Source organism: Azospirillum ramasamyi, assembly GCF_003233655.1.
Classification (GTDB): Bacteria; Pseudomonadota; Alphaproteobacteria; order Azospirillales; family Azospirillaceae; genus Azospirillum; species Azospirillum ramasamyi.
Genome location: NZ_CP029830.1, coordinates 881,985 through 903,642, shown reverse-complemented (window position 1 = coordinate 903,642; position 21,658 = coordinate 881,985). Strand labels below are relative to the sequence as shown.

Here is a 21,658-nt window from a genome sequence, read left to right as displayed (position 1 = left end):
GGCTCACCGCGCCACGTAGAGGGTGGCGCCGCCGCTGCGGTCCGCGATCGTCCGGCCGTAGACCACCACCGGCGCCCCATCGGCAAAGCCGGCGATGTCGTCCTCCACCGTCACGGTGTCGCCGATCCAGATGCCGGGCGCCCCGTCCAGCGCCGGCAGCTCGTAGAGGGTGGGCGGCGCCGACAGCTCGGCCACCCAGCCCGGCAGCTCGGCCGCGGCATCGGCGCTGAGGGTCAGGGCGGTCTCGACGGTGGCCACCTTGGCCGAGCTGCCCCAGGCGGCGGCGATCGCCGCGTCGATGGCCGATGGCACTTCCACCCATTCCCGGGTCCAGCGGGTGGCGTCGGCCGCGGTGGCGTCGGTGGCGGCGCTGCTGGACGGGCTGGGGTTGTGGGCGCAGCGCAGCACCACCTGCTTGGCCGGCGGGTTGTGCTGGCCCTCGACATACTGCAGGCCCGTGGTGGTGCCGGCGGCGCTGCTGTAGCCACGGACCGCCGCCGCGGCGTTGGGACGGGGAACCCGCGTCACCACCAGCTGGCCGGCGGTGCCGACATACCAGCCGCCGCGGGGAACCGATCCGACGAACTTGGCATAGGCGGCGGCGTGGGTGGTGGCGTCGCCGGCGGCGAGGAACAGCCCCACCGTGCGCGGCACCGCGTCCATGCCGGCGCTGTCCACCGTGCCGGCCAGCCCGGCGCCGGTGGCCAGGGCGGCGATCAGCTCCCCGATGGTGCGGCGGTAAGTGCCGGCGAACTTGCGGCCCAGCACCTCGACGCGGAAGTCGGCATACTTCACCGTGGTGGTGATGATCCCGCTGGCGAGGTCGACCGTGAAGTGCGCGTTGTCCGCCGGGGTGGCGCCGCTCTGCCTGGTCACCCCGACACCGGAAGACCAGCCCCTCGGCACGTCCTGCACCGGCTTGCCGCCGCCGACGGACCAGCGGTGGAAGCCGTCGATGATCCCCAGATAGGTCGGCCGCGCCATCGGGCAGTGCCCCAGCGGCAGCTCCTTCAGCGTGTCCTTCATCTCGGCCGGCCCCTCGTAGCCGCCGGTGCCCTTGTAGCGCTCGGTCTGGATCGGCGTGTCGTAGTCGAGGCGCTGGTCGTAGATCGGCAGGGCGATCTCGGTGCGCTTGGGCTTGGGCTGGCCAGCCCGGGCGGTCCAGATGGTCACCGCCTCGGCCAGCGGCGCCCCGTCCTCGATCTCCCGCTCGGTCACCGCCTGGATGACATAGTCGCCGGTCAGCAGCAGGTTGAGCGGGCGGTCATCGAGGGCGACGCGCAGCCAGGCACCGGTGTCGAGGTTCTGCAGATTGGCGAAGCGCTGTCCCGGATTGCGCGAGGTCTCGTTGCGCAGCACCAGGTCGCCGATCCGCAGTTCGGCCTGCCCGTCCGCGGCGCCCAGGCTGCCGATCGACACCGACGCGTCGGCGCCGGCGGTCACCAGCGGCAGCCAGGTGACGTTCGTCGGGCTGTCGGCCGGGCCGGACTGGTAGCCGGGGAAGGTGGCCAGCGGCAGCCGGTACCGGTGGCCGCTGGAGCGGTGGAACAGGGTGAGGTCGATCAGACGCACCTTCATCAGGCGGCCCTCCGGGTGTTGGCGAGTTTTCTGGGCAGGTCGCTGGTGGCCGCCTCGACGCGGGCCAGCAGGGCGGCGGCATCAGCGCCGATGCGGGCGCGCTGGGTGAGGGCGTCGCGGCCGATGGAACGGACCTCGTCGCGCAGGCCCTCCACCGCCTCCAGCAGCTCGGCCACGCCGGCGCCGCCGGCATCGAGGGAGGGGCGGCGGAAGGAGACCATCGGCGCCGGCGGCTCCAGGTCGCTGCCGGGCAGCCGGACGTCGAGCGCCACCGGGATGCGCCGGCCGTCCGGCAGCGGTACATGGGCCTCGGCGGTGTGGGCGCCTTCCGACACCCATGCCAGCTGCGGCCCGTAGGAAATGCCGCCGGTGGCAAAGCCGGGGATGCCGGCGCCATGCGCCTGCGCCCGCACCGCCGCCTCGAAGGCGGCCTGGTGCCCCAGCTTCACCCACGCGTTCAGGCCGCCATCCAGCCCACCGTCGTAGCCGGCGGCGCGGACGGCGGCGAGCTGCTGCGCCTGGGTCAGCGCCTCCCAGGCGCGGCCGACATCGTCCGGGGCGCCGTAGCGTGCCCCGCCGGCAATGGCGGTGACGTCGGCGCCGAAGGTGGTGGCGCGCTGGGTCGAGGTGGCGAGCCACAGATTGAAGGCCTCGTCCAGCTGGCCGCCCCAGCCCATGGCGCGGGCGATGCCGTGCTGCTGTTCGGCCGACAGGCCATCCCATGCCGTCTGCACCGCCGCCGGCGCGCTGTAGCGCGGCCGGTTGTCGTTGCCGTTGGTCAGCTGCATCAGCGGCGTCAGCGCCGCCTGCCACACGGCATAGCTCTGGTCCATGACGTCACGCAGGCCGGACAGGCTGCCGAGCTGGCGCTGCCCGATCGCCGCGGCGTCGGCGCGGGCCTTCTGCAACTCCTTCAGCTGGTCCTGCGCCACCTGCAGATCCTGGGCGGCGGTGTCGAGGCTCAGCCCGCTGGTGTCGCCCAGCTCGGCAAAGACCTTGTCCACCTTGTCGAACAGCACCGACGCGGTGCCGCCGCTGGCGGCCTTCTCCAGCGCCACCAGGGTGGGGCCCACCTGCAGCAGCGTCTGCCGGGCGGTGTCCTTCTCGGCATCGGTCGAGCGGCTGTCCTTCAGCACCGCATAGGCGGCGTCGAAGCGGTCGGTTGCCTCCTGGATCTTCTGGCGCGGCGCCAGCGGCGAGTCGTCGCCCTCGCGGAGTGCCGCGCGGGCATCCTTGAACTGCCGGGCGGCCTGCAGCAGGGCGATGGCGCCGGACTGGATGGAATCGACCACCTGCTGCTTGGCGGCGATCTCGCGGTCGTAGGCGTCCAGCAGGTCCTGCTGGGCAAGCTGGAAGGCTTGGGCGCCCCGCTCGGCCGCCTGCACCAGGCGCAGCTGGGTGGTGTCGTAGCCGGCCGCGGTGGCCTCTGCCAGGGCTGCCGCCTGCTGGGCGTCCAGCGCGATCAGCCCGGCGCCTCGGCTGTTGCCGAGCGCCGCATACATCCGGCTGGCGACGTCGGCCTGCCAGGATGCCTTCTGCGCCGCCTTCTCGGCCGCATCGGCGCTGTCGCTCCACGCCTGGGTGAGATAGCCCACCATGGTGGTGTACTGGTCGCCGGTGATGGCGCCGTCATACAGCGCAGTGTTCAGCCGGCCCAGCGCCGCCCGCTCGGCCTCGATCGTCAGCGCGCCGGCGGATGCCGCCTGCTCCACCCCCTCGATGACGCCGGCCAGCCCGTTGATGGCGGAGTCGGTGCGGTCGAGGCCCAGCCCCTGCAGCCGGTCCAGCGCGCTGGACTTGGCGTTGGGGGTGATCAGCGCCTCGATGGCGACGGCACCCTGCCGCTGCACATAGGCCACCGCGTCGGCGTAGCTGTCCTGCAGGCGTCGGGTGTAGCGCGCCGCCAGCTCGGCCACCTCACCGGTGGTGTAGCCGAGCGACAGCAGGGCCGGGCGGAACTGTTCGAACTCGATCTCGGCCTGCTTGGCCGCCGCGGCCATGCCCACCAGCGGCTTGGTCGCCGGGCCGAGCCCCATCATCGCCTCGATGCCCTTGCGGGCGGCGGCGGTCAGCTCCGACTCCGTGGCCAGCCCCAGCTCGCTGGCCTTGCTGCGCCAATCGGTGATGGTGGTCTTGACCTGGTCGCCGATCGCCTTGGCGTTCTCGGTGAAGGTCTTCAGCAGGTTGTTGGTCGGATCCAGGCTGGCGTTCATCAGGTCGAGCTGCTGACGGAAGCCGGCGGCGAAGCCCAGGTCGGTGGCCAGATCCTCGGCCTTGGTCGCCTTGGAGGTCTGCAGCGCCTTCTTCACGTCGTCGTTCGCGCCGGTCAGCTGGCCGGTGCCGATCAGCCCCTTCAGGCTTTCGCGCATGTAGAAGGCGATCGCCTCGTTCTGGTCGGTGAAGGCGACGCGCTGCCCGGCCTTGTCGCCCACCTTGGGCGTCACATACCACTTGCCGTCCTTGGCGAACTGCTGCAGCAGGGCGGTGTTGGCGCCATCGCCACCGGTGACCTTGCCGCCGATCCCGGCCACCACCGTGTTCATGGCGGCGGCGACGGCATCGGTCACCTGCTGCATCTGGCCGGCGTCGGCGCCGTTGTCGGCCAGGGCGCTGTCACTGCGGAACCCGCCCTTGCCGTTCAGGACGATGTTGCCGGAGCTGTTGGGGCCGACGGTCGCCTTCTGCGTCCCGATCATGCCCATGATGGCGCCGACCACGGCACCGATGGCGATGCCGACCGGCCCGCCGATGGCGCCCAGCCCCAGGTAGGCGGAGAGTGCCGACGCACCGGCGCCCAGCGCCGCACCCGACACGCCACCCACCACCTTGGAATTGGTCAGGGTTCCCAGGTAAGCCCCGCCCATGCCGCCGAAGGCACCGGCGCCGGCGGCGCCCAGGTAGCCCGACAGGCCGCCGCTGATGCCGCCGGCCTGTGTGGCGCTGGACGTGGCCGCCTTGGTGGCGACGTTGCCCACACCGCCCGGCACGGAAGCCACGCCGATGCCCTGCGCCGACGATGCCAGCCCGCCGGCGGTCGAGGCCACCTGCGTCGTGGTCGAGGTCAGCTGCGTCCCGATGCCAAGGGTGCTGTAGCCGAACTTGTCGATGGCGGCGGACAGGCCGCCGGGGATGAGCTTGTCGAGCGCCCAGCTGCCGCCCTTGCTCAAGGCGGTGTTGGTCAGGCTGCCGGTGATCCCGCTGTCCTGCCCCGTTTGCCCGCCGCTGCCGCCGAACAGGTCGAACACGGTGGGCAGGTTGGTGCCCATCACCATGTTCTTCAGCGGGTTGATGACGGCCATCTTCAGCGCGAGCTGCTGCAGCTCCACGCTGACGGTGCTGATGGCGTCGGCCCACGACATGGTCGACTTGCCGGCGGCGGACAGCTTCTGCAGGATGGCGTCGAAGCTGCGATCGCCGAACTGCTCCAGCTCCTGGTAGGCGGCGTTGGTCCGCTCCAGCGCCAGGTTCTGCCGGGCAAGCGCTTCGGCGTTGGCCAGATAGGCCTGCCCCTCCCGGCTGGCGGCGTCGATGTTGCGCTCGCGCAGGTCGATCAGGGCCTGGGTGCGGGCCAGCTCTACCGCGCGCTGTTCGGCCGACGCGCCGATCAGCTGCAGCTGCTTCTGTCCCAGCTCCAGCTGGTCGCGCTGCCGCGGCAGCATCGGCCCGGCCGCCACCGCCGACTCCAGCTGCTGCGCCTGGGTCAGCAGCTCGATGTAATGGGCCTTGGCCTCGTTGTAGAGCTGGGTTCCCTGCTCGCCTTCCTTCAGCGCCAGCGTGTGCGCCTGCTCGGCCAGCTCCGCCGCCTTCACCGCCTGCGGCCCCTGCCCATAGGCGGCCACCAGCGCGTTCTGTGCCTCGATCCGGGCCAGGATCGGCTGGGTGGACTCGGTGCGGAGCTGCTGCTGGGTGGACCGCTCCTGTGCCTCCAGGTTGTTCCGGGTTGCCGCCGACAAGCCACGGACCGCCGCGGCCGCGACCTGGTTCTCGATCGTGGCCCGCCGGGTCGCTGCCTCGCCCTTGCCGGCAGCAGCGGCCAGCCGCGCCTGCGCATCGGTCTGCAACTGCAGCTGCAGCGTGCCCTGCGCCGCCGCCCCGGCCAACTGCGCCTGCGACGACGATTGCAGCACGGCCCAACGCTGCTGCAGGTCGAGCGGCAGCGTCTTCAGCACCGCCGCGAAATCCTTGGTCGTCAGCAGAGTCTTCGCGGTCTCTGCCCCAAGGCCGGGGTACTCCACCGCGACCTTGGCCAGCTCGATGCGGTTCTGCGCGTGCGCCTTGGCCGCATCGGTGACCGCACCGGCCAACAGGCGCTGCCCATTGGCCTGCCGCTCCAGCTCGGCCGTCTGGTCCCTGGTCTCCAGGCCGACGATCGGGCGCAGCGTCGCATCGGCAGCGTCCCGCCTGCGCCGCCACAGGTCGAGATCCTTGGCGTCGCCATTCGCCGGCTCCGGCCCGACCAGCTCGGCCAGCCGCCGCTGGTAGCCGGCCGGCACCTCCAACTGCTTGGACTTGGCCACCAGATCGGCGAGCTTCGCCGTCAGTCCGGCGACCTCACCGCCCATGGTCTGGAAGCTGGATGCCGCCGTACCCGCGTTGGTGCCGACACCCAGCACGGCCTTGGCCGCTTCATCGGCGGTGCCGTTCAGCAGCGCCAGCCCGGCCTCGGTCTCCTTGACTTCCTGTTTCGCCTTGGCCAGGGGGGCGGCCCACTCCGCGAAGGCCTTGACCAGCGGCTTCAGCCGGGCGTCCTGCTTGGCCAGCTTGTCGATGGCGGCAAACAGCGCCTCGGCGTCGATGGCGCCGGCGAGGAATTGCTGCTGAAGCTCGCGCGCCGGACCGAAGACCTTGGCGGCATCCTCCTTCGACAGGCCGGACTCGTAGGCGGCGCGGTCGATCTTGAAGGAACCGGCACGTGCGTAGGTCTCTTCCTGCTTCACCGCAGCCAGGGCGGCGTCGCGGGCGGCCTCCAGGTTCTGACGACGCAGGGCGGCGACCGCCTCCGTCATCGTCTTCACCTTGCCGGTGCTGCGGTCGAAGGCGGAGTCGAAGTCCCGCATCGCGTCGCTGTGCAGACGCGTCGCCTTTTCCGATGCGGTCATCCCGCTGGAAAAGACCGCGACCGCCGCGGCGCCCGCCAGCAGGGCGGCACCCACCGGGCCACCCACCAGGGCCATGGCTCCCGACAGCAGGGCCATGCCGCGCGAGGCGACCGTGGCCGCCACGCCGGTGCCGGCGATGGCGGAGGCCTGGGCACTCTGCGCCATGGTCAGCGCGACCGTGGTCTCCGCCACCCGGGCATCGGCCGCCGCGCGTGCGGTGCGGGCGGCGATCAGCGCCTCCTCGGCCTGCACCAGGCGCGCGGTCTTGCCGATGGCGGCATCGAGCGCCGCCGCCGCCTCGTACTGCGTCGCGCGGGCAGCCAGGTCGGACCGGGCCTTGGCCTGGGCAGCCCGGGCGGCGGCGACGTCGGCCGCCGCCGCCTCCACCGTCGCGGCGGCGCCGGCGCGCAGTGCGGCCTCCTTCTGCAGCACATGCCCGGTGTTGGTCAGCAGCTCCTTGCGCAACGCCACCTGGGAAGCGGCGAACTGCCCGGCAGCCTGGATCGCCGGCCCGACGCCGCGGGCGACGAAGGCCGCGCCCAAGGCCAGGGCGGTGGCTTCCGCCGCCGCCGTCACCCGGCCGAAGTTGTCGGCAAGCCCGGCCATGGCCGGCTGCACCGCGGACAGCAGCCGGTCGCCCAACTCGACGCGGTAGACCTCCGTCGCCGCACGCAGGCGGCTGGCCACCTGCTCCGCGGTCTCGGCCAGGCGGCTGTAAGCGGCCTCGGTGGCGCCCGCCTTGTCCTGCAGCTCCTGCTGCGCGTCGGCAAACGCTGTGCTCTCCCGGCTGGCCAGAGCCATCACCGGCAGCAGCGCCTCGACACCGCCGAACAGCAGGGCCAGCGACTCGGAGCTGCCGCCGGTCTTGTCGGCCACCTCCTGGAGGAAGTTGGCGAATCCCTTCGCCTTCAGCGCGCCGGCGTTGAACTCCAGGCCCAGCGCGCGGGCGGTCGCGGTGGCTTCCTGCGACGGCTTCAGCACGGCGGCGATCACCGACCGCATGCCGTCCATGGCGGTGGAGGTCTTGATGCCGTTGGCGGTCAGCGCCGCGGCAGCCGCCATCAGCTCGTCCAGCGACACGCCTGTCTGCGCCGCGATCGGGGCAACCTGCCCGATGTAGGAGGCCAGCTCCCTGATGTTGGTCTTGCCGGCGGCGGCGGAGGCGAAGAAGGCGCCGGCGACATTGGCCGCACCGCCGGCCGCCGCACCGTAGGAGTTGAGCACGGAGGTCAGGCCATCGGCGGCGGTCTGCACGTCGGTGACGCCGCCGATCGCCAGCCGGTTGGCCTCGGTCAGCACGGAGATGGCATTGGCCGCACTGTAGGCGCCGGCGGAAATGACTTCGTAGAGGGCCTTGGCCTGGTCGGTCGGCAGCCCGCCGAACTGCCGCGCCAGATCCTTGACCTGGGCGGCGTAGCGGCTGGTGTCGGCCTCCTTCAGCAGCGTGCCGCCCTGGTGGCCTCCACCAGGGAATCGGCGGCTCCGGCGCCGAGCTGCACGCCGGCCAGAGCCACCACGGCGGTGGCGACGCCGGACGCGGACCGGCCCAGCGCGTCGAAGCTGGAGGATGCGCGGCGCACGGAGCCGTCGACGCGGCCGGCGAACTGGTCGACGCGGGCTTCCGCCTGCGACAGCACCCGCCGCAGGCCAGAGTCGTCCGCGCCAACCGGCACCATCATGCCGGGAAAATCAGCCATGCCGGTCTCCGGAAACGAAAAGGGCGCCGGACACCCGGCGCCCCTGCCCTTGCCCTGTTGCGGGCGCTTCAGGCCGAACACGGCCCGCGCCCGATCCTTCAGCTCCGCCGTGTCCTTGGGCTTGCGCTTCTGGCGCTTGGCCCCGGGGGTGGTGGCGGCGAGGAAATCGACCTTCCCGTCCAGGGCCAGCTGGATGTCGGGGAACGGGGCGTCCAGCGCCTCGCTGCGCGACCATCCCAGCCAGCCGGTGGCGTACTGGAACATCTGGTCCACGTACTCCGGGAAGGTCAGCCGGCTTCCCCCGATGCGGTGGCCTCGCCGTCCGCCTTCGGCCCGGTGGTGCCGCCCTCCGGCTTGGCCACCTTGCCGCCGCCGGCGAGGAAATTCAGGAACAGCAGCACCTGCGGCGCGACGACGATGACGCCTTCGGCGAAGATCGCCTCGGCGGTGGCCTCGGCCTGCTTGCCGACGCGGCCGGCGGCGGCGTTGACGACGTTCACCAGCGTGTCGAAGTCGAAGTCGAAGGCGTTGGTGTTGGTGAAGGCCTGGTTCAGCCCGCCATACAGGCGGCAGATGGTGCGCGAGGCGCGGACGTTGGCGAACAGCTCGACGTCTTCACCGTCGAGGCTGATGGTCATCACGCCGTGCGCGAAGCGCGGCGCCGTGCTGGTGGCGGTCATGACAGGATCTCGCTTTGGACAGGGGGAAGGGCCGACAGCCAGGGCGGGCTGCCGGCATCGGGGCACCGGTGCTTACGGCGCGTCGTCGGCCGCCACCTCGACCGGCTCGGCGTCGATTTCGAGGCCGACGCTGGCCTCGATCACCTTGTCGTTGCCGCCGATTTCGGTGGTGTAGTCCATGACGTAGGCGTTCAGATAAATCGTGGTCGGCGTGCCGCCGTCCGGGGCGTCGTCGAACTCGATCTTGTGGTTGTAGGCCGTCTTGCGGTTCTTCGCCGCGGCCTTCACCGCCGCCTGCCCCGTGCCGGTCGGGATGCGGGCCAGCTTGACGGTGGCCGAGCCATAGTCGACGGTGCCCTTCTTCTTGTGGACCGCACCGTCGCCCAGCGTCTTGTAGGTGACCTTCTCGTACTGCTCACCGAAAGCGCCGAAATCCTCGACTTCCTCGACCTCGGTCCAGGTCAGGGCCTTGTACTCGGCTTCGGTGGTGCACTTCTTGGTGGCGTTGGCACCAGTGGCGATGAAGTATCGCGTGCCGGCGCTCTGAACAGCGTTGCCGCTCATGGGAATGCCCCTCCTTTGGGCAAAGAAAAGGGCCGCTCGGGAGCCGAGCGGCCGGGAAGCTCCGGAGGCTCCGGAGGGCTCAGGCGTCGGGCTGGCCGAACGTGGTCTGGTAGGTCACGACGAACTGCAGGCGGGTCACGCCGGCCTTCAGCTCGCCGCTGGTCAGGCGGTCGGTGACGCTGCGCACCAGCTCGATGCGGTCCAGCACGCCGGCGAACTTACCGCCGGCGGCGATCGTCTGCTCGATGCGCAGCGCCATGGCTTCGAGCTGGTCGTCCAGGTCGGCGCCGGCGCGGACGTAGCCATCGACATAGAGGTCCATGCGCCGCAGCTGGCGCCGGCTGCCCATGGTGATTTCCTGCGTCGCCTCGTCGGGCGTGAACAGGCCGATGCAAGGCAGCGCGTCGGCCGGCAAGGGATCGTCCCGGTTGGCGGTGACGGGGGCGACGGCCCCCAGCGCCGCGGCGATGGCGGTGCGGATGCGGGTGCGGGGGTGCATCAGCGCGACTCCCGCAGCAGCAGCACGGTCATCCCCTGCCCGTCCGGCCGCGGCTCCGACACCGTGAAGGACAGGCCGCGCAGCTCGACGTCGGCGCCGGCGGGCACCGGACCGCCCATGTCGGCGTCGACCACGGCCAGCGAGGTCATCAGCGTGGAGACCGGCCCGTCGTCGGTTTCCACCTGGTAGTGCCGGCGGTCGAAGATGCCGGTGACGGTGACGTCGGAGCGGCCGGCACGGCGGATCACCGCCGGCTCCCCGAAGGCGCCGACGCAGGCGGCGTTGAGGTCATCGAAGAACATGGGCGAAGTCCCCAAACGCGACGGGCGGCCCGAAGGCCGCCCGTGTCACGTCGCTGCTGGTCATGACGGTCAGCCCTGCAGGGCGGCCCAGGCCTGGTCACGCTGTTCGGCGGAGACCTCCAGTCCCAGCACCTCGCCCAGCGCCTTCAGCTCCGGCCTGCCGGCCTTGAAGTGCTTGGCGTTGGCCGGGTCCAGCTTGCCGATCGCCGCGATGATGCGGTCGAGCGGCAGCGCCTCCACCTCTGCCGCCTCGCCCGGCTTCACCCAGCGGGCGAAGCCGCGGGCCACCAGCGAGACGACCTGTTCGTCCTCCGGGTCCTTGACCTCGATGACGGCCCCCGGCCGCAGCGTGGTCTCCTTGGCCACCTTCACGGTGGCCAGCAGGCGCAGCTTGGCCATGGATCACCTCACCGTCGCGCACATGCAGGCGTTGGGACGCCGCGGGTAGACCAGCGGCGCCGACTGGCTCAGCAGCAGGCGCCGGCCCGGGTTCTCTTCGATCCAGCTCTTGGGGAAGATCTCCAGGGCCTGGTAGCCGGCGCGCGGGTCGAGGATGGCGCCATGGGCCTGGGTGCCCTCCATGGCGCCGGTGGCGCCCAGCAGCACCGTGTGGTCCGGCAGCAACGGCTTGGTGACGCCGTCTTCGGTGTAGGTGTCGTTGTAGGTGTAGAACTCCACCATGCCGATCCGGCCCTTGAACACGGGCGTGCCGGGCACACCGGGCTGGAAGCCCATCTGGACGATGGCGGCCTGCCCCAGCGTGCGGTCGAGCACCTTCTCCAGCTTGGAGTCGGCCTCGAACAGCGCCCAGGCCTTGGCGTCCATCACCACCACGTTGACCGCGGCACCGGACTTCTGGCCCACCTGGTCAATCCATTCCGACACGTCGGCATAGGGCGACACGCCGGCCTCGCCCCAGCGGGCGCCGGCGGACAGCACCAGCGACAGGTCGCCGGCGCGCTGGAAGTCCACCAGGACCTCCGGGTACTTCTCGCCCTTGACCACGCACTTGCCGGTGCGCAGGACCTCGGCCGCCATCACCTCCTTGCGGCGCAGGATCTGGGTCAGCTGGCGCTGCAGCTTGGCGCCCAGGATCGCCTGTTCGCGCGCCGCGGCCGACAGGGCACCGCCCAGCGGTTCGCCGGCCAGCCGGCGCAGCGGCTCGTCCGGCTTGATGTCGTGCAGCGGCTTCACATAGGCCGGGGCGAACATCTTGGTTTCATAGCCGGTGTCGGCACCGACGCGCCCGGCGGCCAGCGGCGAGACGAAGGGGGCGACCTCGACGTCATCGACCTCGACGTCGAAAATGATCTTCTCGGTGTCGCTGAAGCTGGCCAGCGGGAAGAACATGTCCAGCAGGAAGCGGGGAGCCTTGGCGCGCAGCGACCGCAGCACCCCCAGCATGGCGAGGGTCGAATAGATGTCCATGGGTGGGGTCCTCAGATGAAGATCGACAGGTCGCGCAGCGCGTCGGCCGCCGACGCGGCGGAGTGGCCGGCGCCGAAGGTCAGCTCGCCCGGGGCGAACTCGCCGGTCAGGTAGGCGACGGCGACCACGTCGGACAGGCTGGCGTCGACCGGTTCGGCCAGAACCGCGCGCACCGCTTCGGAGCCGTCATTGGCGGCGGCAGCCGACAGGGTGAACTTCTTGCTGGCGGTGATGCGGCCGAGCACGGCACCGGCCTTGAGCACGCCGGCGCCGCTGGCGACGGTCACCAGCCGGGTGACGCGCGGGAAGTCACCGCCGATCAGGGACGGCAGCGGCTGGCTGGTCTGGGAGGAGAAGCTGGCGGAGGTCATCACTTGCCGTCCTTCTTCGCAATGAGCCCGACGGCGGCCATGCTCGACAGCACCGCGGCGGCAGCCTTTTCGTCGTCGCTCATGGTGCCGGTGTCGGTGGAGGCGCCGACGGTCGGGTTGGGGTGGGCGTCCATGGCGGCGAGCGCCAGCGGGTTGCCGGTGGGGGTGGAGGCGCCGGGCGCGGTGGCGCCGATCGGCGCGGCCTCCAGCGCGGCGCAGGCGGCCTCGACCGTCAGGTCGGTGTTGAAGGCCAGATGCGCGGCGAGCTGGACGCGGCCGGCAGCGGCCGGCGCGGCGAAGATGGCGGCGCAGCGCTCGCGCTCGCTCGGCGCGGCGGCCTGCTGGCCACCGGCGGTCTTGTCGCCACCCTCGCCGGTGCCCGGCGCCTCGTCTTCCTCGCCGTCCTTCGGCTTGTCCTTGCCCTTGTCCTTCTGGTCGGCATCGTCGCCGGTACCAGCCTGTGGCGCGGTGCCGCCGGTGCCCGCTTTGGGCGTGTCGTCGGTGCCCGCCTGAGTCTCCCCTTCTGCGGCCTTGGAGCGGCCGAAGGGGTTCAGGTGAGCGAAGCTGAACGTCTTCACTGGTTTTCCCTCACATGATCCACCAGGGCCGAAAAGGCCTGGTCGGGTGGCAGGACCGCATCGGCCAGCCCAAGGCGCACGGCCTCGGCGGTGCCGACCGGCCCCTCAAAGCAGCGGGCCTCTGTGGCAAGGACCGCCGCCACGTCGATCCCGCGGGCGCGGGCGACGGTTTCGGCAAAGAGCTGGCGCAGGGCGTCGACCTGCCCCTGCCAGTCTGCGCGCACCGCCTCGGGCAGCGCGGCATAGGGGTGGCCATCGGTCTTATGGGCGCCGGACTGGATGATGGTCGGCTTCAGCCCGGCCTCCTCCAGCATGCGGGAATAGTCCCAGTGCATCAGCCAGACGCCGATCGACCCCACGCCGCCGGTGCGCGGCACCGCGATGCTGTCGGCCGCGCAGGCGATGGCGAAGGCGGCGGAATAGGCCTCTTCGCTGCAGATGGCCCCCACCGGCTTGCCCGTCGCCTTCTTGGTGGCGATGGTCCAGTCCACCAGGTCGAAACAGCCCTGGGCGATGCCGCCGCCGCTGTCGATGTCGAGGCAGACGGCGCGCACGCCCGGATCGGCGAAGGCATGCGCCAGCTGAAAGCGCAGCCCGTCATAGCCGGTGACCCAGCTGCTGCCGATGTAGCCCAGCTTGGGCACCAGCAACCCGGCCACCGACACCACCGCCACGCCCCGGTCCACCTCGTAGGGCCGGCGCGTGCCGTTGACCTCGCCCAGCCGCGTGCAGCCGGCCGGCAGCTCGCCGCCGGCGCGGTTCGCCTGGGTCAGCTGCACCATGCGCGCGGCCGCGGTCTCGGCCCAGGCTGGGGACACCAGCACGGGCTGCATCGTCTTCAGCATGTCAGGGGGACTCCGTCAGGCGCCGGCGGCTGCCGGCTCGGGCTGGTCAGGCGTGGGCATGAAGTTGACCTCGGGCAGGGTCAGCCCGCGCGCCTTCAGCGCCTCCTGCTCCAGCGCGATCTGGTCCAGCAGGTCATCGAAGTCGCGGCCCTGGTCGAGGGCCTCGTCGCGCAGGGTGGAGATGCCAAGCCGCACCCGCATCGCCGCGGCGGTGATTTCCTTCACCGGGTCCACCCAGCCACGCGCCGGCCCACGCCACACCCCGCGCAGCCACGCCTGCCGCCGGGCCCGGCTTTCCGCGAAGCCCGGCAGGTCGATATAGCCGCGCCACACCGCCTCCTCGAGCACCAGGTCGAGCGTCGGCCGGCACCAGGTCAGGGTCTTGTGCATGCGCAGGAACAGCACGAAGCGCCAGCCCTCCAGCAGCGACGCGCGGGCGCTGGAGTAGTTGGTCTTGCTGAAGTCGCGCATGAACGTCTCGTAGGTCATGCCGATGCCGGTGGCGATCAGCCGGCTCACCGTGGTGACGAACCCGTCCATGCCGGCGCTGGGCCGGTTGGACGAGTAGCCCTTCAGCGTCTCGCCCGGCAGCAGCCGCGGAATGGCGCCGCCCGGGCCGATGCCGAGCTGCACCGACGGCTGGGCGTTGCGCATGTCCATGTAGCTGTTGGCGTCGCCGAACAGGTCCAGCAGCGTCTGCCCGTCGGCCGGGCTTTCCAGCACCGCGGCGATCACCGCGTTGACCACCGCCGCCTGCAGCTCGGCCCGCTGGAACCGGGCGCGCTGCTTCAGCTCGGTCATCACCGGCGCGAACACGGAGACGCCGCGGTGCTGGCCCGGGCGCTTCTGGTCGAAGGAGTGGATCACCACCCGCCGGCCGCCCGGCCCGCGCAAGGGCACCCGCTGCCAGTCCGCCGCGGCCATCGCCCAGGGCATGAACAGGTCGCCCGGGTGGCTGGAGCGGATATGATAGGCGATGGGCGCCCCGTACTCGTCGATCTCGACACCGTCGCGCAGGCGCGGATCGCCGATGCGGTCCTGCGGATTGGACAGGCGGTCCGCCTCCACCGTCTGCATCACGGTGGCGAAGCGGCTGCCCAGCCGGCGCTGCCGCTCGGGCAGCCACAGCGCCAGCTGCAGGCTTTCGCCGGCGACGAGGTCGGACTGCACCGACTGGCGCAGCATCGAGCCGAAGGGCAGCTGACCGGTGACGTCGCAGGCGTCGCGGTCCTCGCTCCACTCGTGCCAGATGGACTCGATGCGCCGGGCGGCGTCCTGCGCCTGGTCGCGGGTGATGCCCAGCGCCCGGTAATCCGGCATCGACTGGAAATCCAGACCGAAGCCGATAGCGCTGTCCTTCAGCGACTGGACGGCACCGGAGACCAGGGCGTCGTTCCGCTCCAAGAGGGCACGAAATAGCGCCGCTGGTCCGACGCGAGCCACAGCTTCCACACCCGGCTGGTTTCGAACAGCAGCGGGGTGGAGCCTCTAACCTGCTTGCGGTTCCAGAAGGTTTCGCCGCGCGTCCAGAACAGCTTCAGCTTGTCACCCTGGGTTTTCGCCCCCGGCGTCCAGCCGTCGCCGTCGATTTCGTCGGCGAACAGGAAGCGCGCACTATAGCGACGGAAAGCATCGTCCGACGCAGCCCCGACCACGCGCACGCTGGCGCCGTTGCTCAGCTGGTAGAAGGTGGCGTTGTCCTGCTTCTCTCCCTTGCGCGTCGGCCGCATCAGCGGCTTCAGCACCGGCGTGTCACGCAGCATCGGCGCGACTTCGCCGCTGCCGAAGTCTTCCGCATCCGGGATCGTCGGCTGGGCGATGGCGCACAGCGTCGGGTCCTGGTGGAGGTGGTAGCCCACCGCCAGCGTGGCGCAGCGGGTGTAGCCGACGCGTGCCGCCTTCAGCACGGTCAGCAGCGGCACGGTCGGATCGCACATCAGGTCCACCAGCCCGCGCTGGTAGCCGTAGAGCGTCACCTTGCCGTGCTCGGCCCCGGTGCCCTTCGGGATCCAGCCGAAGCGCTCGGCCCACACGGAGCCGCTCATGCGCTCCTGGAACTTCAGGCTGCCGTCGAACAGGGCCAGCAGCGCCGTGCGCAGCTCGCCCCGTCCGGTCCGGTAATCGCTGTGACGGTGGGCGCTGACGCGCGCCGCCGCCTCAAGCCCGCGGTTCATCGTCCTGCCCGATGGCCAACCCGGCGCCCCAGGCCTTGACCAGCTCGTCGCGGGCGGCGTCGAAGGCCTGGTTGATTTCCTTCTCCGCCATCGCCTGGATCTCCGGCGCCCCGGTCATCGCTGCGGCGCGGCCGGCGATCTTGGCCACCGCGTTGGACAGGCCGGTCCGCAGGCTGATGCAGAAGCCGGCGACGTCGGCCGCGGCCTCGTGGCGGTTCACCACCTCGTTCAGGGCCTCGTCGGCCTTGATCTCGGCCACCACCGCATCGGCCACCGCCTTGCGGCGCTTGGCCTCATCGGCGGTGATGACGCCGATCTCGCCTTCGTAGCCGGCGGCGACGTCGGCCACGGCGCGGTCCACCAGCCAGCGGTGAACGTCGGCCGTCGCGAAGGCCCATTCCCGGCCCTTGGCCCCCTTCTCCGCGAAGGGGCAGCCGTCGCGCACCCACGCGTCGACGGTGGGCAGGCTGACGCCGAACAGGTCGGCCAGCTCCGCCCGGTTCACCCGTTGGCCCGGTTTGGACATAAACAAAAACCCCGATTCAAAAATTTCTCAGAGGGTGCACCGGTGCGGCCCGAATTACCCTCGTGGGTGGTACCCCCCGGAAGGACCCGTCAGCGCCGGACGGCGAAGCGGGCGTTGACCGTCCGCACCGCCTCCTCGAGGCGCCGGCCGATGTTTGCCCGCACCGCCCGCTCGACGATGTCGTGGAAGCGAAAGCGCGGGCGGTAGCTCGGCGCCCGGACAAAGATCATCACCGGCCGGGCGTCGGCGCCGTCGCGTTGGTAGATGCCCGGCGGCAGCCCGCCGGCATTGCCCGGCAGTGCAGCGAAGTAGCCGTTGCGCCGCCGCTTCTTCCGGCTACGGGCGCTGCCCGTGCGGTTGGCGCTATAGCCCAGTTCTCCGAAGGCCCGGGCCTGCGACAGGATGCGGACCACATCGGACCGCCGCATGTTGCCGTAGGCGTCCAGCCGCGCTTCCTCGCCCGGGACGGCGAACATGCCCGTAGGCAGCAGGCCGGCAGCCCGCAGCCCGCAGCTGGCGCTCCATCCGCTTGTCCCGGCGCGGTCCACCCTCGACGTTTGGCAGCAGATAGCGCGCCGCCGGGGTGCCCTTGCCCCAATCGTCCTTGAAGCCCACCCAGGCCACCGGGTCCGCCTTGGTGGCGGGCCGGATGAAGGTGGAGTTGATCGTGTAGGGCGTCGGCCGGTCGAAGGTCTCCGGCAGCGCCCGCTGCACCGCCTGCCGGACGTCCTGCGCCGTCCTGGTCAGCGCTATCGAAAGCGCATACCGGGTGAGCTGGTCGCCATACTGGCGGATGGCCGCTTTCACCTGCTGGGCAGAGGCCCGGATCCGTGCGTCGGCCATTTCGTTCGTACTCAAAATGTGACGGCCATCACTGCCGGCCAGCCTTCGGCGGATGACACTGGCAACCCGAGCCCATCTTGCGACGGTGGCGGTTGTGCTGAATGCCGTGATTTCGGGTGGCTACCCGTTCCGCACTGAGTTAGTGAACTAAACCAGACAGATCGTATCGTTCCAGATGCATAACGTTCGGTCTAATTCACCCCACCAGGGGCGGGTCGATATTGCCCGCCCCACATGTGAGAAGATTGACCTTACTCTCGCACTTCCTTCTTGCCTGAGTAGACGCAGGCAAAGGACGCATCGGAAACTACCACCTGCTTTGACAAATCGCACACTGCAGCGGGGACAATGCGGGTGACGGTGTTCGGAACCGGATAGCGGCCATCAACAATAAAGATCAGGCTATCCCCGATCTTGCACTTGCTGTTGATAACTCCCGAAACTTGAAGGCTATTTTCTCCGTCAACAATGCACAACATTTCGGCCTTAGCATTGGGCATCATGGCGAAGAGCGACACCGATACAGCTAATCCAAGCAGATGGTATTTCATACTGTCCTCCAGAATTGGTTCACTTGCGCATAGACACTACCTTTCGTATACATCGCGTTAAAAGACGTGCATGCGTCAATATGGCGCAGATCGAGTGGCGGTGCGGATTTTCACCCGCATAGAGGATTATTTAGCGAACAAGCACACGCCCACGTTAAAGTGTATTCCGAAGCAGCCGGCGGTTAGGGTCCGGACTCATAACCAGTATGCGACGGTCGCCACGATGTGGACGGCGGCCATGAAGTTGGTTGCGGAGCGGTCGTAACGGGTGGCGATGCGCCGGAAGTCCTTGAGGCGTCCGAACATGTGCTCGATGACGTTGCGGTTCCGGTAGAGGTAGGGAGAGAAGCAGTTTTTCCAGCGCTTGTTGGCGCGTGGCGGGATGTTGGGCGCGGCTCCCGCCTCTTCGATCTTCCGGCGAACAGCGGCACTGTCGTAGCCCTTGTCGCCGTGCAGGAGATCGGTAGCAGGCATCCGGTCGAGCAGACGGTCGGCGGCGGTGCAGTCGGCAACCTGACCGCCGGTCAACAGGAAGGCGAGCGGCCGACCGCGTGGATCGCTCAGGGCGTGGATTTTGGTGGTTCGTCCGCCACGGGACCGTCCGATGGCCTGAGCGCGCTCCCCCCTTTGCCGCCGCTCGCCGAACGATGGGCGCGGACCGCCGTGGAGTCGATCATCACCCGGGCCGGTGGGCCGCCTGCCGCTGCCAACGCATGGAAGATGTCTTCCCACACGCCCTTGGCCGCCCAGCGGACGAAGCGGTTGTAGAGCGTCTTGCGGGGGCCGTAGACCGGTGGAGCATCCGCCCAGCGCCCACCCGACTTCAGCACATGGACGATTCCGCTGATCACACGACGATCATCCACGCGCGGCTTGCCGCGGGTGTTGCGCGGAAGGTGCGGCTCAAGCCGTCCGAACTGCTCCACCGTCAACCAGAACTGACCGTCGCTCATCGCATAGCCCCTTTCCACGGCGTTGAATCACAACGGCTCACTGCCGGAAAGGCTCTTTATGGGTCCAGACCCTACGAACAAAAGCACCTACTTAGAACGATGCAATCGGTCCGAATCGGCTGGCTAAACGGTACTCCTACGGTTTGCGGTCTGCCTCCCCATCAAAGTGTTCACGCGTGAACACTTTGGACTGGCCACGGAAGCGATCCCGGAAGTCGAGCGCCAGCAGCACCAGGCGCCCGACCACCAGTGCCACCGTGCCCCAGAAGGCCAGCTCCTGCGCCGGCCCATGCAGGGCATCGAGCCACCAGCCCATGGTGCCGCCGATGGTGACGATGACGCCATCTGCGGCGGTGCGGGTGGTGAGGCCGTGCATCACGTCCTCCAGGTGCATGGTCATGCCGCCATTTCCTCGGTGAGGTTGGCCAGCCGCTGCCAACCGACTTCAAAATAGCGCTGGTCGCGCTCGATGCCGATGAAGCGTCGGCCCGTGGTCAGGGCAGCGTGGCCGGTGGAGGCGCTGCCGAAGAACGGGTCGAGCACCGTCTCGCCCGGCGGGCAGACGGTGCCGATCAACTCGGTCAGCAGCTCCACCGGCTTCTCCGTCGGGTGGGCGCCCAGCCGCACCGGCGCATGGCGCAGCACGTTGGCGACGTTCCGGCGCAGCGGTTCGGTGCCCTTGCCCTTGGTGAAGTGGTGGATCAGCTCGTGCTGGTGGCGGAAGTGCGTCCCCATGCCGAAATAGGTCTTGTCCCACACCAGCAGCCCTACCCGCTTCAGGTCGGCGCTTTCCATGGCGTCGGCCGCATGGCCGGACAGGAACAGCTCGGCCGTCCCCCCGTCGATGGCGTCGGCCAGATGATCGCCCATGCGCCAGTCGATGAAGGCCAGCACATGGCCGCCCGGCTTCAGCACCCGCTGCCACTCCATGGCGCAGCTGCGCAGCAGGTGGAGGAAGCCGCGCGTGCTCAGGCTGTCGGAGCCGAACCACCGGTCACCGCCGCGCGTGCCGGGCGTCATCGTCTTGTTGTAGGCGGTCTTGCCGGCCTCGCGGGTGGCGCCGCTGGAATAGGGAACGTCGGTCAGCACCAGGCTGACCGAACTGTCGGGAAGCTCCCGCATCCGCTCGATGCAGTCGCCCAGCATCAGCGCGGCGGCGCCGATCGTCACGGATTGGGTGGTCATCACGAAACCCTTGGATTTCAGCCGTTTTTCAGGGGTCAGCTTGCGATAATGTCTGTTTTCGCAAGCTCGCTTTCAGGGCGTCCCGACCATCAGCGGCTTGACGAAGAAGGCGTCGTCCCCGCCGTCGATGGAGACGCCGGGAATGGTCACCGCCACCTTCGGCTCGGCCAGCAGTGCGGCCCGGTCGACCTCGGTCTTGGTCCTGATGAAGCGCCGCAGCTTGCGGTCTTCCTCCAGCAGCTTCAGCAACGCGTCGGCGTCCGCCACCACCACCTTGGCCGTCGTCCTCTTGACGCCGATCGTGCCGGTGGACAGCGCCACCGACTTCTTGCCGCCGCTCAGCAGGGTGGAGCGGTTGGCGTCGAAGTAGCCGCGCAGCAACTCCGTGTCGGCCTCGATCGCCGCACGCAGCGGCGCCGCCGCATTCTCATAGGCGAGGTTGGCCTGGGCGACCGCGACGTCCAGCGAGGCCTTCAGCCGGCTCAACTGCACCTGCGCGGCGCCGATCCGGCCGACGACAGCCGCGGCCTGGTCGGGGGTGCGCACCCTCAAGGGCGCCGGCTTGCGCGCCGGCCCGGTGACGGTCTCGCCCATGTCAATCCTCCACAATGAGCGCCGCCATCTGGCCAGCCAGGTCGGCGCGGTTGTCGTCATAGGTCTGCAGCACCCGGACGTCCCGGTGCCGCGAGAAGCGCTGCACCGCCCGGATGTTGCCGTTGCTGGCGTCCAGCGCCGCGGTGATGGCCGAGTGGCGCAGCCCGTGCGGCCGGGTGGTGATGCCCACCCCGGCGCCCAGCTCGCGGATGACCTGATACACGGCGGCGCCGGTCAGGCGCCCCTCGCCTCGGCCGGCGGCATCGAGGCGATGGAACAGCGGCCCGGGGTCCTTCCCCCGCACCGCGATCCACGCATCGAGCGCCGTCCTGGTGGCGGCCGGCAGGGTGACCCGCTCACGCTGGGTCCGCCCCTTGCCCAGCACCGCGACGGTGCCGCGCCGGCTCTCGTAATGCTCCAGGTCCAGCGACACCACTTCGCCGCGGCGCAGGGCCACGTCGTGCAGCAGCCGGACGATGGCGGTATCGCGCAGGCCCTTGGCGTCGGTGCGTTCCTTGGCCTGCGCCACCATGGCCCGTACGCCGTCCCGTCCCGGCCCGCGCGTGTCGCGGTAGGCCAGGGCGTCTACGTTCTCGACCTGCAGCGCCCAGGTGACCAGGCCGAGCGTGTTGCCCAGCTGAACGACGGACCGCAGGGCGGCCAGCCGGCGGTTCACCGTGGCCGGCTGCAGACCGCGCCGGACCATGTCGTTGCGGTAGCCCAGCGCCAGAGCGTTGGCCTGCCCGTGCTCCACTGCCAGCAGCATCCGCACCGCCTGCTCGGCGGTGGCGGCGAAGGCGGCCAGCCCGTCCTGCCGGGCCACGAAGGTCCGGAAATCCTCATGATCCCGCCGGTAGGCCCGGACGGTGTTGGCCGAGCGCCCGGCATAGAAGGCATCCAGGAGGTGTTCCTGGATGCGGTCCAGCCGCAGCGCCGGGGCGTGGCGGGCGTCGCTGACGTCCTGTCCGGCCGGATCGCCCGGAAGGACGGGAAGGGTCATCCGTCGATCGCGTCGCGCAGCTCGGCCACGGTCATGTCCTCCGGCAGCTCACGCAGCATCGCCGCGACCTGCTGGCCAAAGAACTCGACCGCGCCGTCCGACGGGCACACCGCCGCGGGTTCGGTGCCATGGGTGAGGCCGGCGCCGGCGGCGACCGCCTCGCGGATCAGTTCGTCCATCCTGCTGTCCTG

The 21,658-nt window shown here is 70.2% G+C and carries 22 protein-coding genes and 1 pseudogene; all 23 read right to left on the bottom strand.

Annotated elements, in window-relative coordinates; translation table 11 throughout:
- Positions 1-3: 3 nt before the first annotated feature.
- Complete coding sequence (locus DM194_RS16575; protein WP_111068630.1) at positions 4-1,578, bottom strand: hypothetical protein; 1,575 nt, start codon at positions 1,576-1,578, stop codon at positions 4-6.
- Positions 1,578-8,015 (bottom strand): phage tail tape measure protein, encoded by a 6,438-nt coding sequence (locus DM194_RS16570; protein ID WP_246024418.1) that lies wholly within the window; start codon positions 8,013-8,015, stop codon positions 1,578-1,580. The genes DM194_RS16575 and DM194_RS16570 overlap by 1 nt, the downstream gene beginning before the upstream one ends.
- A 98-nt stretch (positions 8,016-8,113) precedes the next feature.
- Positions 8,114-8,638: a hypothetical protein gene (locus DM194_RS28745; protein WP_246024366.1), complete on the bottom strand. Its 525-nt coding sequence runs from the start codon at positions 8,636-8,638 to the stop codon at positions 8,114-8,116.
- A gap of 23 nt (positions 8,639-8,661) precedes the next feature.
- A complete protein-coding gene (locus DM194_RS16560) occupies positions 8,662-9,054 on the bottom strand; it encodes a hypothetical protein (RefSeq protein ID WP_111068628.1) in 393 nt (130 codons plus the stop codon).
- 72 nt (positions 9,055-9,126) lie between these two features.
- Positions 9,127-9,618, bottom strand: a complete 492-nt coding sequence (locus DM194_RS16555) for a hypothetical protein (protein ID WP_111068627.1) — start codon at positions 9,616-9,618, stop codon at positions 9,127-9,129.
- Between the two features lie 79 nt (positions 9,619-9,697).
- The gene (locus DM194_RS16550) at positions 9,698-10,117 is read right to left on the bottom strand and encodes a hypothetical protein (RefSeq protein WP_111068626.1); all 420 of its coding nucleotides are present in this window, start codon (positions 10,115-10,117) and stop codon (positions 9,698-9,700) included.
- Positions 10,117-10,419 carry a head-tail joining protein gene (locus DM194_RS16545; RefSeq protein ID WP_111068625.1) on the bottom strand — a complete coding sequence of 101 codons (303 nt, stop codon included), beginning with the start codon at positions 10,417-10,419 and terminating at the stop codon, positions 10,117-10,119. Before DM194_RS16545 ends, DM194_RS16550 begins: the two co-directional genes overlap by 1 nt.
- Before the next feature lie 69 nt (positions 10,420-10,488).
- On the bottom strand, positions 10,489-10,818 hold the full coding sequence (locus DM194_RS16540; RefSeq protein WP_111068624.1) for a hypothetical protein: 330 nt from the start codon (positions 10,816-10,818) through the stop codon (positions 10,489-10,491).
- A 3-nt stretch (positions 10,819-10,821) separates the two neighbouring features.
- The gene (locus DM194_RS16535; protein ID WP_111068623.1) at positions 10,822-11,847 is read right to left on the bottom strand and encodes a major capsid protein; all 1,026 of its coding nucleotides are present in this window, start codon (positions 11,845-11,847) and stop codon (positions 10,822-10,824) included.
- 11 nt (positions 11,848-11,858) lie between these two features.
- A complete protein-coding gene (locus tag DM194_RS16530) occupies positions 11,859-12,218 on the bottom strand; it encodes a head decoration protein (protein ID WP_111068622.1) in 360 nt (119 codons plus the stop codon).
- The gene (locus DM194_RS16525; RefSeq protein ID WP_111068621.1) at positions 12,218-12,796 is read right to left on the bottom strand and encodes a hypothetical protein; all 579 of its coding nucleotides are present in this window, start codon (positions 12,794-12,796) and stop codon (positions 12,218-12,220) included. The genes DM194_RS16530 and DM194_RS16525 overlap by 1 nt, the downstream gene beginning before the upstream one ends.
- On the bottom strand, positions 12,793-13,641 hold the full coding sequence (locus DM194_RS16520) for a S49 family peptidase (protein WP_111068620.1): 849 nt from the start codon (positions 13,639-13,641) through the stop codon (positions 12,793-12,795). The genes DM194_RS16525 and DM194_RS16520 overlap by 4 nt, the downstream gene beginning before the upstream one ends.
- Positions 13,642-13,656: 15 nt before the next feature.
- Positions 13,657-15,045, bottom strand: coding sequence for a phage portal protein (locus DM194_RS16515; RefSeq protein WP_246024365.1), 1,389 nt, complete (start codon positions 15,043-15,045; stop codon positions 13,657-13,659).
- Complete coding sequence (locus DM194_RS16510; protein WP_246024364.1) at positions 15,000-15,815, bottom strand: phage terminase large subunit family protein; 816 nt, start codon at positions 15,813-15,815, stop codon at positions 15,000-15,002. Before DM194_RS16510 ends, DM194_RS16515 begins: the two co-directional genes overlap by 46 nt.
- On the bottom strand, positions 15,799-16,341 hold the full coding sequence (locus tag DM194_RS16505) for a terminase small subunit (RefSeq protein WP_111068619.1): 543 nt from the start codon (positions 16,339-16,341) through the stop codon (positions 15,799-15,801). The genes DM194_RS16510 and DM194_RS16505 overlap by 17 nt, the downstream gene beginning before the upstream one ends.
- An 89-nt stretch (positions 16,342-16,430) precedes the next feature.
- Positions 16,431-16,817 carry a hypothetical protein gene (locus DM194_RS16500; protein ID WP_162630095.1) on the bottom strand — a complete coding sequence of 129 codons (387 nt, stop codon included), beginning with the start codon at positions 16,815-16,817 and terminating at the stop codon, positions 16,431-16,433.
- Between the two features lie 618 nt (positions 16,818-17,435).
- Complete coding sequence (locus DM194_RS28220; RefSeq protein ID WP_162630094.1) at positions 17,436-17,735, bottom strand: hypothetical protein; 300 nt, start codon at positions 17,733-17,735, stop codon at positions 17,436-17,438.
- A 195-nt stretch (positions 17,736-17,930) separates the two neighbouring features.
- A pseudogene (locus DM194_RS16495) lies at positions 17,931-18,688 on the bottom strand (IS5 family transposase).
- 136 nt (positions 18,689-18,824) lie between these two features.
- Positions 18,825-19,088 (bottom strand): hypothetical protein, encoded by a 264-nt coding sequence (locus DM194_RS16490; protein WP_111068616.1) that lies wholly within the window; start codon positions 19,086-19,088, stop codon positions 18,825-18,827.
- Entirely contained in the window at positions 19,085-19,873 is a 789-nt protein-coding gene (locus DM194_RS16485; RefSeq protein ID WP_111068615.1) for a DNA-methyltransferase, read from the bottom strand. Before DM194_RS16485 ends, DM194_RS16490 begins: the two co-directional genes overlap by 4 nt.
- Before the next feature lie 72 nt (positions 19,874-19,945).
- Entirely contained in the window at positions 19,946-20,467 is a 522-nt protein-coding gene (locus DM194_RS16480) for a host-nuclease inhibitor Gam family protein (RefSeq protein WP_111068614.1), read from the bottom strand.
- Between the two features lies 1 nt (position 20,468).
- On the bottom strand, positions 20,469-21,467 hold the full coding sequence (locus DM194_RS16475) for a tyrosine-type recombinase/integrase (RefSeq protein WP_111068613.1): 999 nt from the start codon (positions 21,465-21,467) through the stop codon (positions 20,469-20,471).
- A complete protein-coding gene (locus DM194_RS16470; protein WP_111068612.1) occupies positions 21,464-21,646 on the bottom strand; it encodes a hypothetical protein in 183 nt (60 codons plus the stop codon). Before DM194_RS16470 ends, DM194_RS16475 begins: the two co-directional genes overlap by 4 nt.
- Positions 21,647-21,658: the final 12 nt, after the last annotated feature.

Coding starts and splice junctions, on each gene's coding strand:
- DM194_RS16575 (WP_111068630.1), bottom strand. CDS start 1,578: ATGAAGGTGCGTCTGATCGACCTCACCCTGTTCCACCGCTCCAGCGGC.
- DM194_RS28745 (WP_246024366.1), bottom strand. CDS start 8,638: ATGTTCCAGTACGCCACCGGCTGGCTGGGATGGTCGCGCAGCGAGGCG.
- DM194_RS16560 (WP_111068628.1), bottom strand. CDS start 9,054: ATGACCGCCACCAGCACGGCGCCGCGCTTCGCGCACGGCGTGATGACC.
- DM194_RS16555 (WP_111068627.1), bottom strand. CDS start 9,618: ATGAGCGGCAACGCTGTTCAGAGCGCCGGCACGCGATACTTCATCGCC.
- DM194_RS16550 (WP_111068626.1), bottom strand. CDS start 10,117: ATGCACCCCCGCACCCGCATCCGCACCGCCATCGCCGCGGCGCTGGGG.
- DM194_RS16545 (WP_111068625.1), bottom strand. CDS start 10,419: ATGTTCTTCGATGACCTCAACGCCGCCTGCGTCGGCGCCTTCGGGGAG.
- DM194_RS16540 (WP_111068624.1), bottom strand. CDS start 10,818: ATGGCCAAGCTGCGCCTGCTGGCCACCGTGAAGGTGGCCAAGGAGACC.
- DM194_RS16535 (WP_111068623.1), bottom strand. CDS start 11,847: ATGGACATCTATTCGACCCTCGCCATGCTGGGGGTGCTGCGGTCGCTG.
- DM194_RS16530 (WP_111068622.1), bottom strand. CDS start 12,218: ATGACCTCCGCCAGCTTCTCCTCCCAGACCAGCCAGCCGCTGCCGTCC.
- DM194_RS16520 (WP_111068620.1), bottom strand. CDS start 13,641: ATGCTGAAGACGATGCAGCCCGTGCTGGTGTCCCCAGCCTGGGCCGAG.
- DM194_RS16510 (WP_246024364.1), bottom strand. CDS start 15,815: ATGAACCGCGGGCTTGAGGCGGCGGCGCGCGTCAGCGCCCACCGTCAC.
- DM194_RS16505 (WP_111068619.1), bottom strand. CDS start 16,341: ATGTCCAAACCGGGCCAACGGGTGAACCGGGCGGAGCTGGCCGACCTG.
- DM194_RS16500 (WP_162630095.1), bottom strand. CDS start 16,817: ATGTTCGCCGTCCCGGGCGAGGAAGCGCGGCTGGACGCCTACGGCAAC.
- DM194_RS28220 (WP_162630094.1), bottom strand. CDS start 17,735: ATGAAATACCATCTGCTTGGATTAGCTGTATCGGTGTCGCTCTTCGCC.
- DM194_RS16490 (WP_111068616.1), bottom strand. CDS start 19,088: ATGACCATGCACCTGGAGGACGTGATGCACGGCCTCACCACCCGCACC.
- DM194_RS16485 (WP_111068615.1), bottom strand. CDS start 19,873: ATGACCACCCAATCCGTGACGATCGGCGCCGCCGCGCTGATGCTGGGC.
- DM194_RS16480 (WP_111068614.1), bottom strand. CDS start 20,467: ATGGGCGAGACCGTCACCGGGCCGGCGCGCAAGCCGGCGCCCTTGAGG.
- DM194_RS16475 (WP_111068613.1), bottom strand. CDS start 21,467: ATGACCCTTCCCGTCCTTCCGGGCGATCCGGCCGGACAGGACGTCAGC.
- DM194_RS16470 (WP_111068612.1), bottom strand. CDS start 21,646: ATGGACGAACTGATCCGCGAGGCGGTCGCCGCCGGCGCCGGCCTCACC.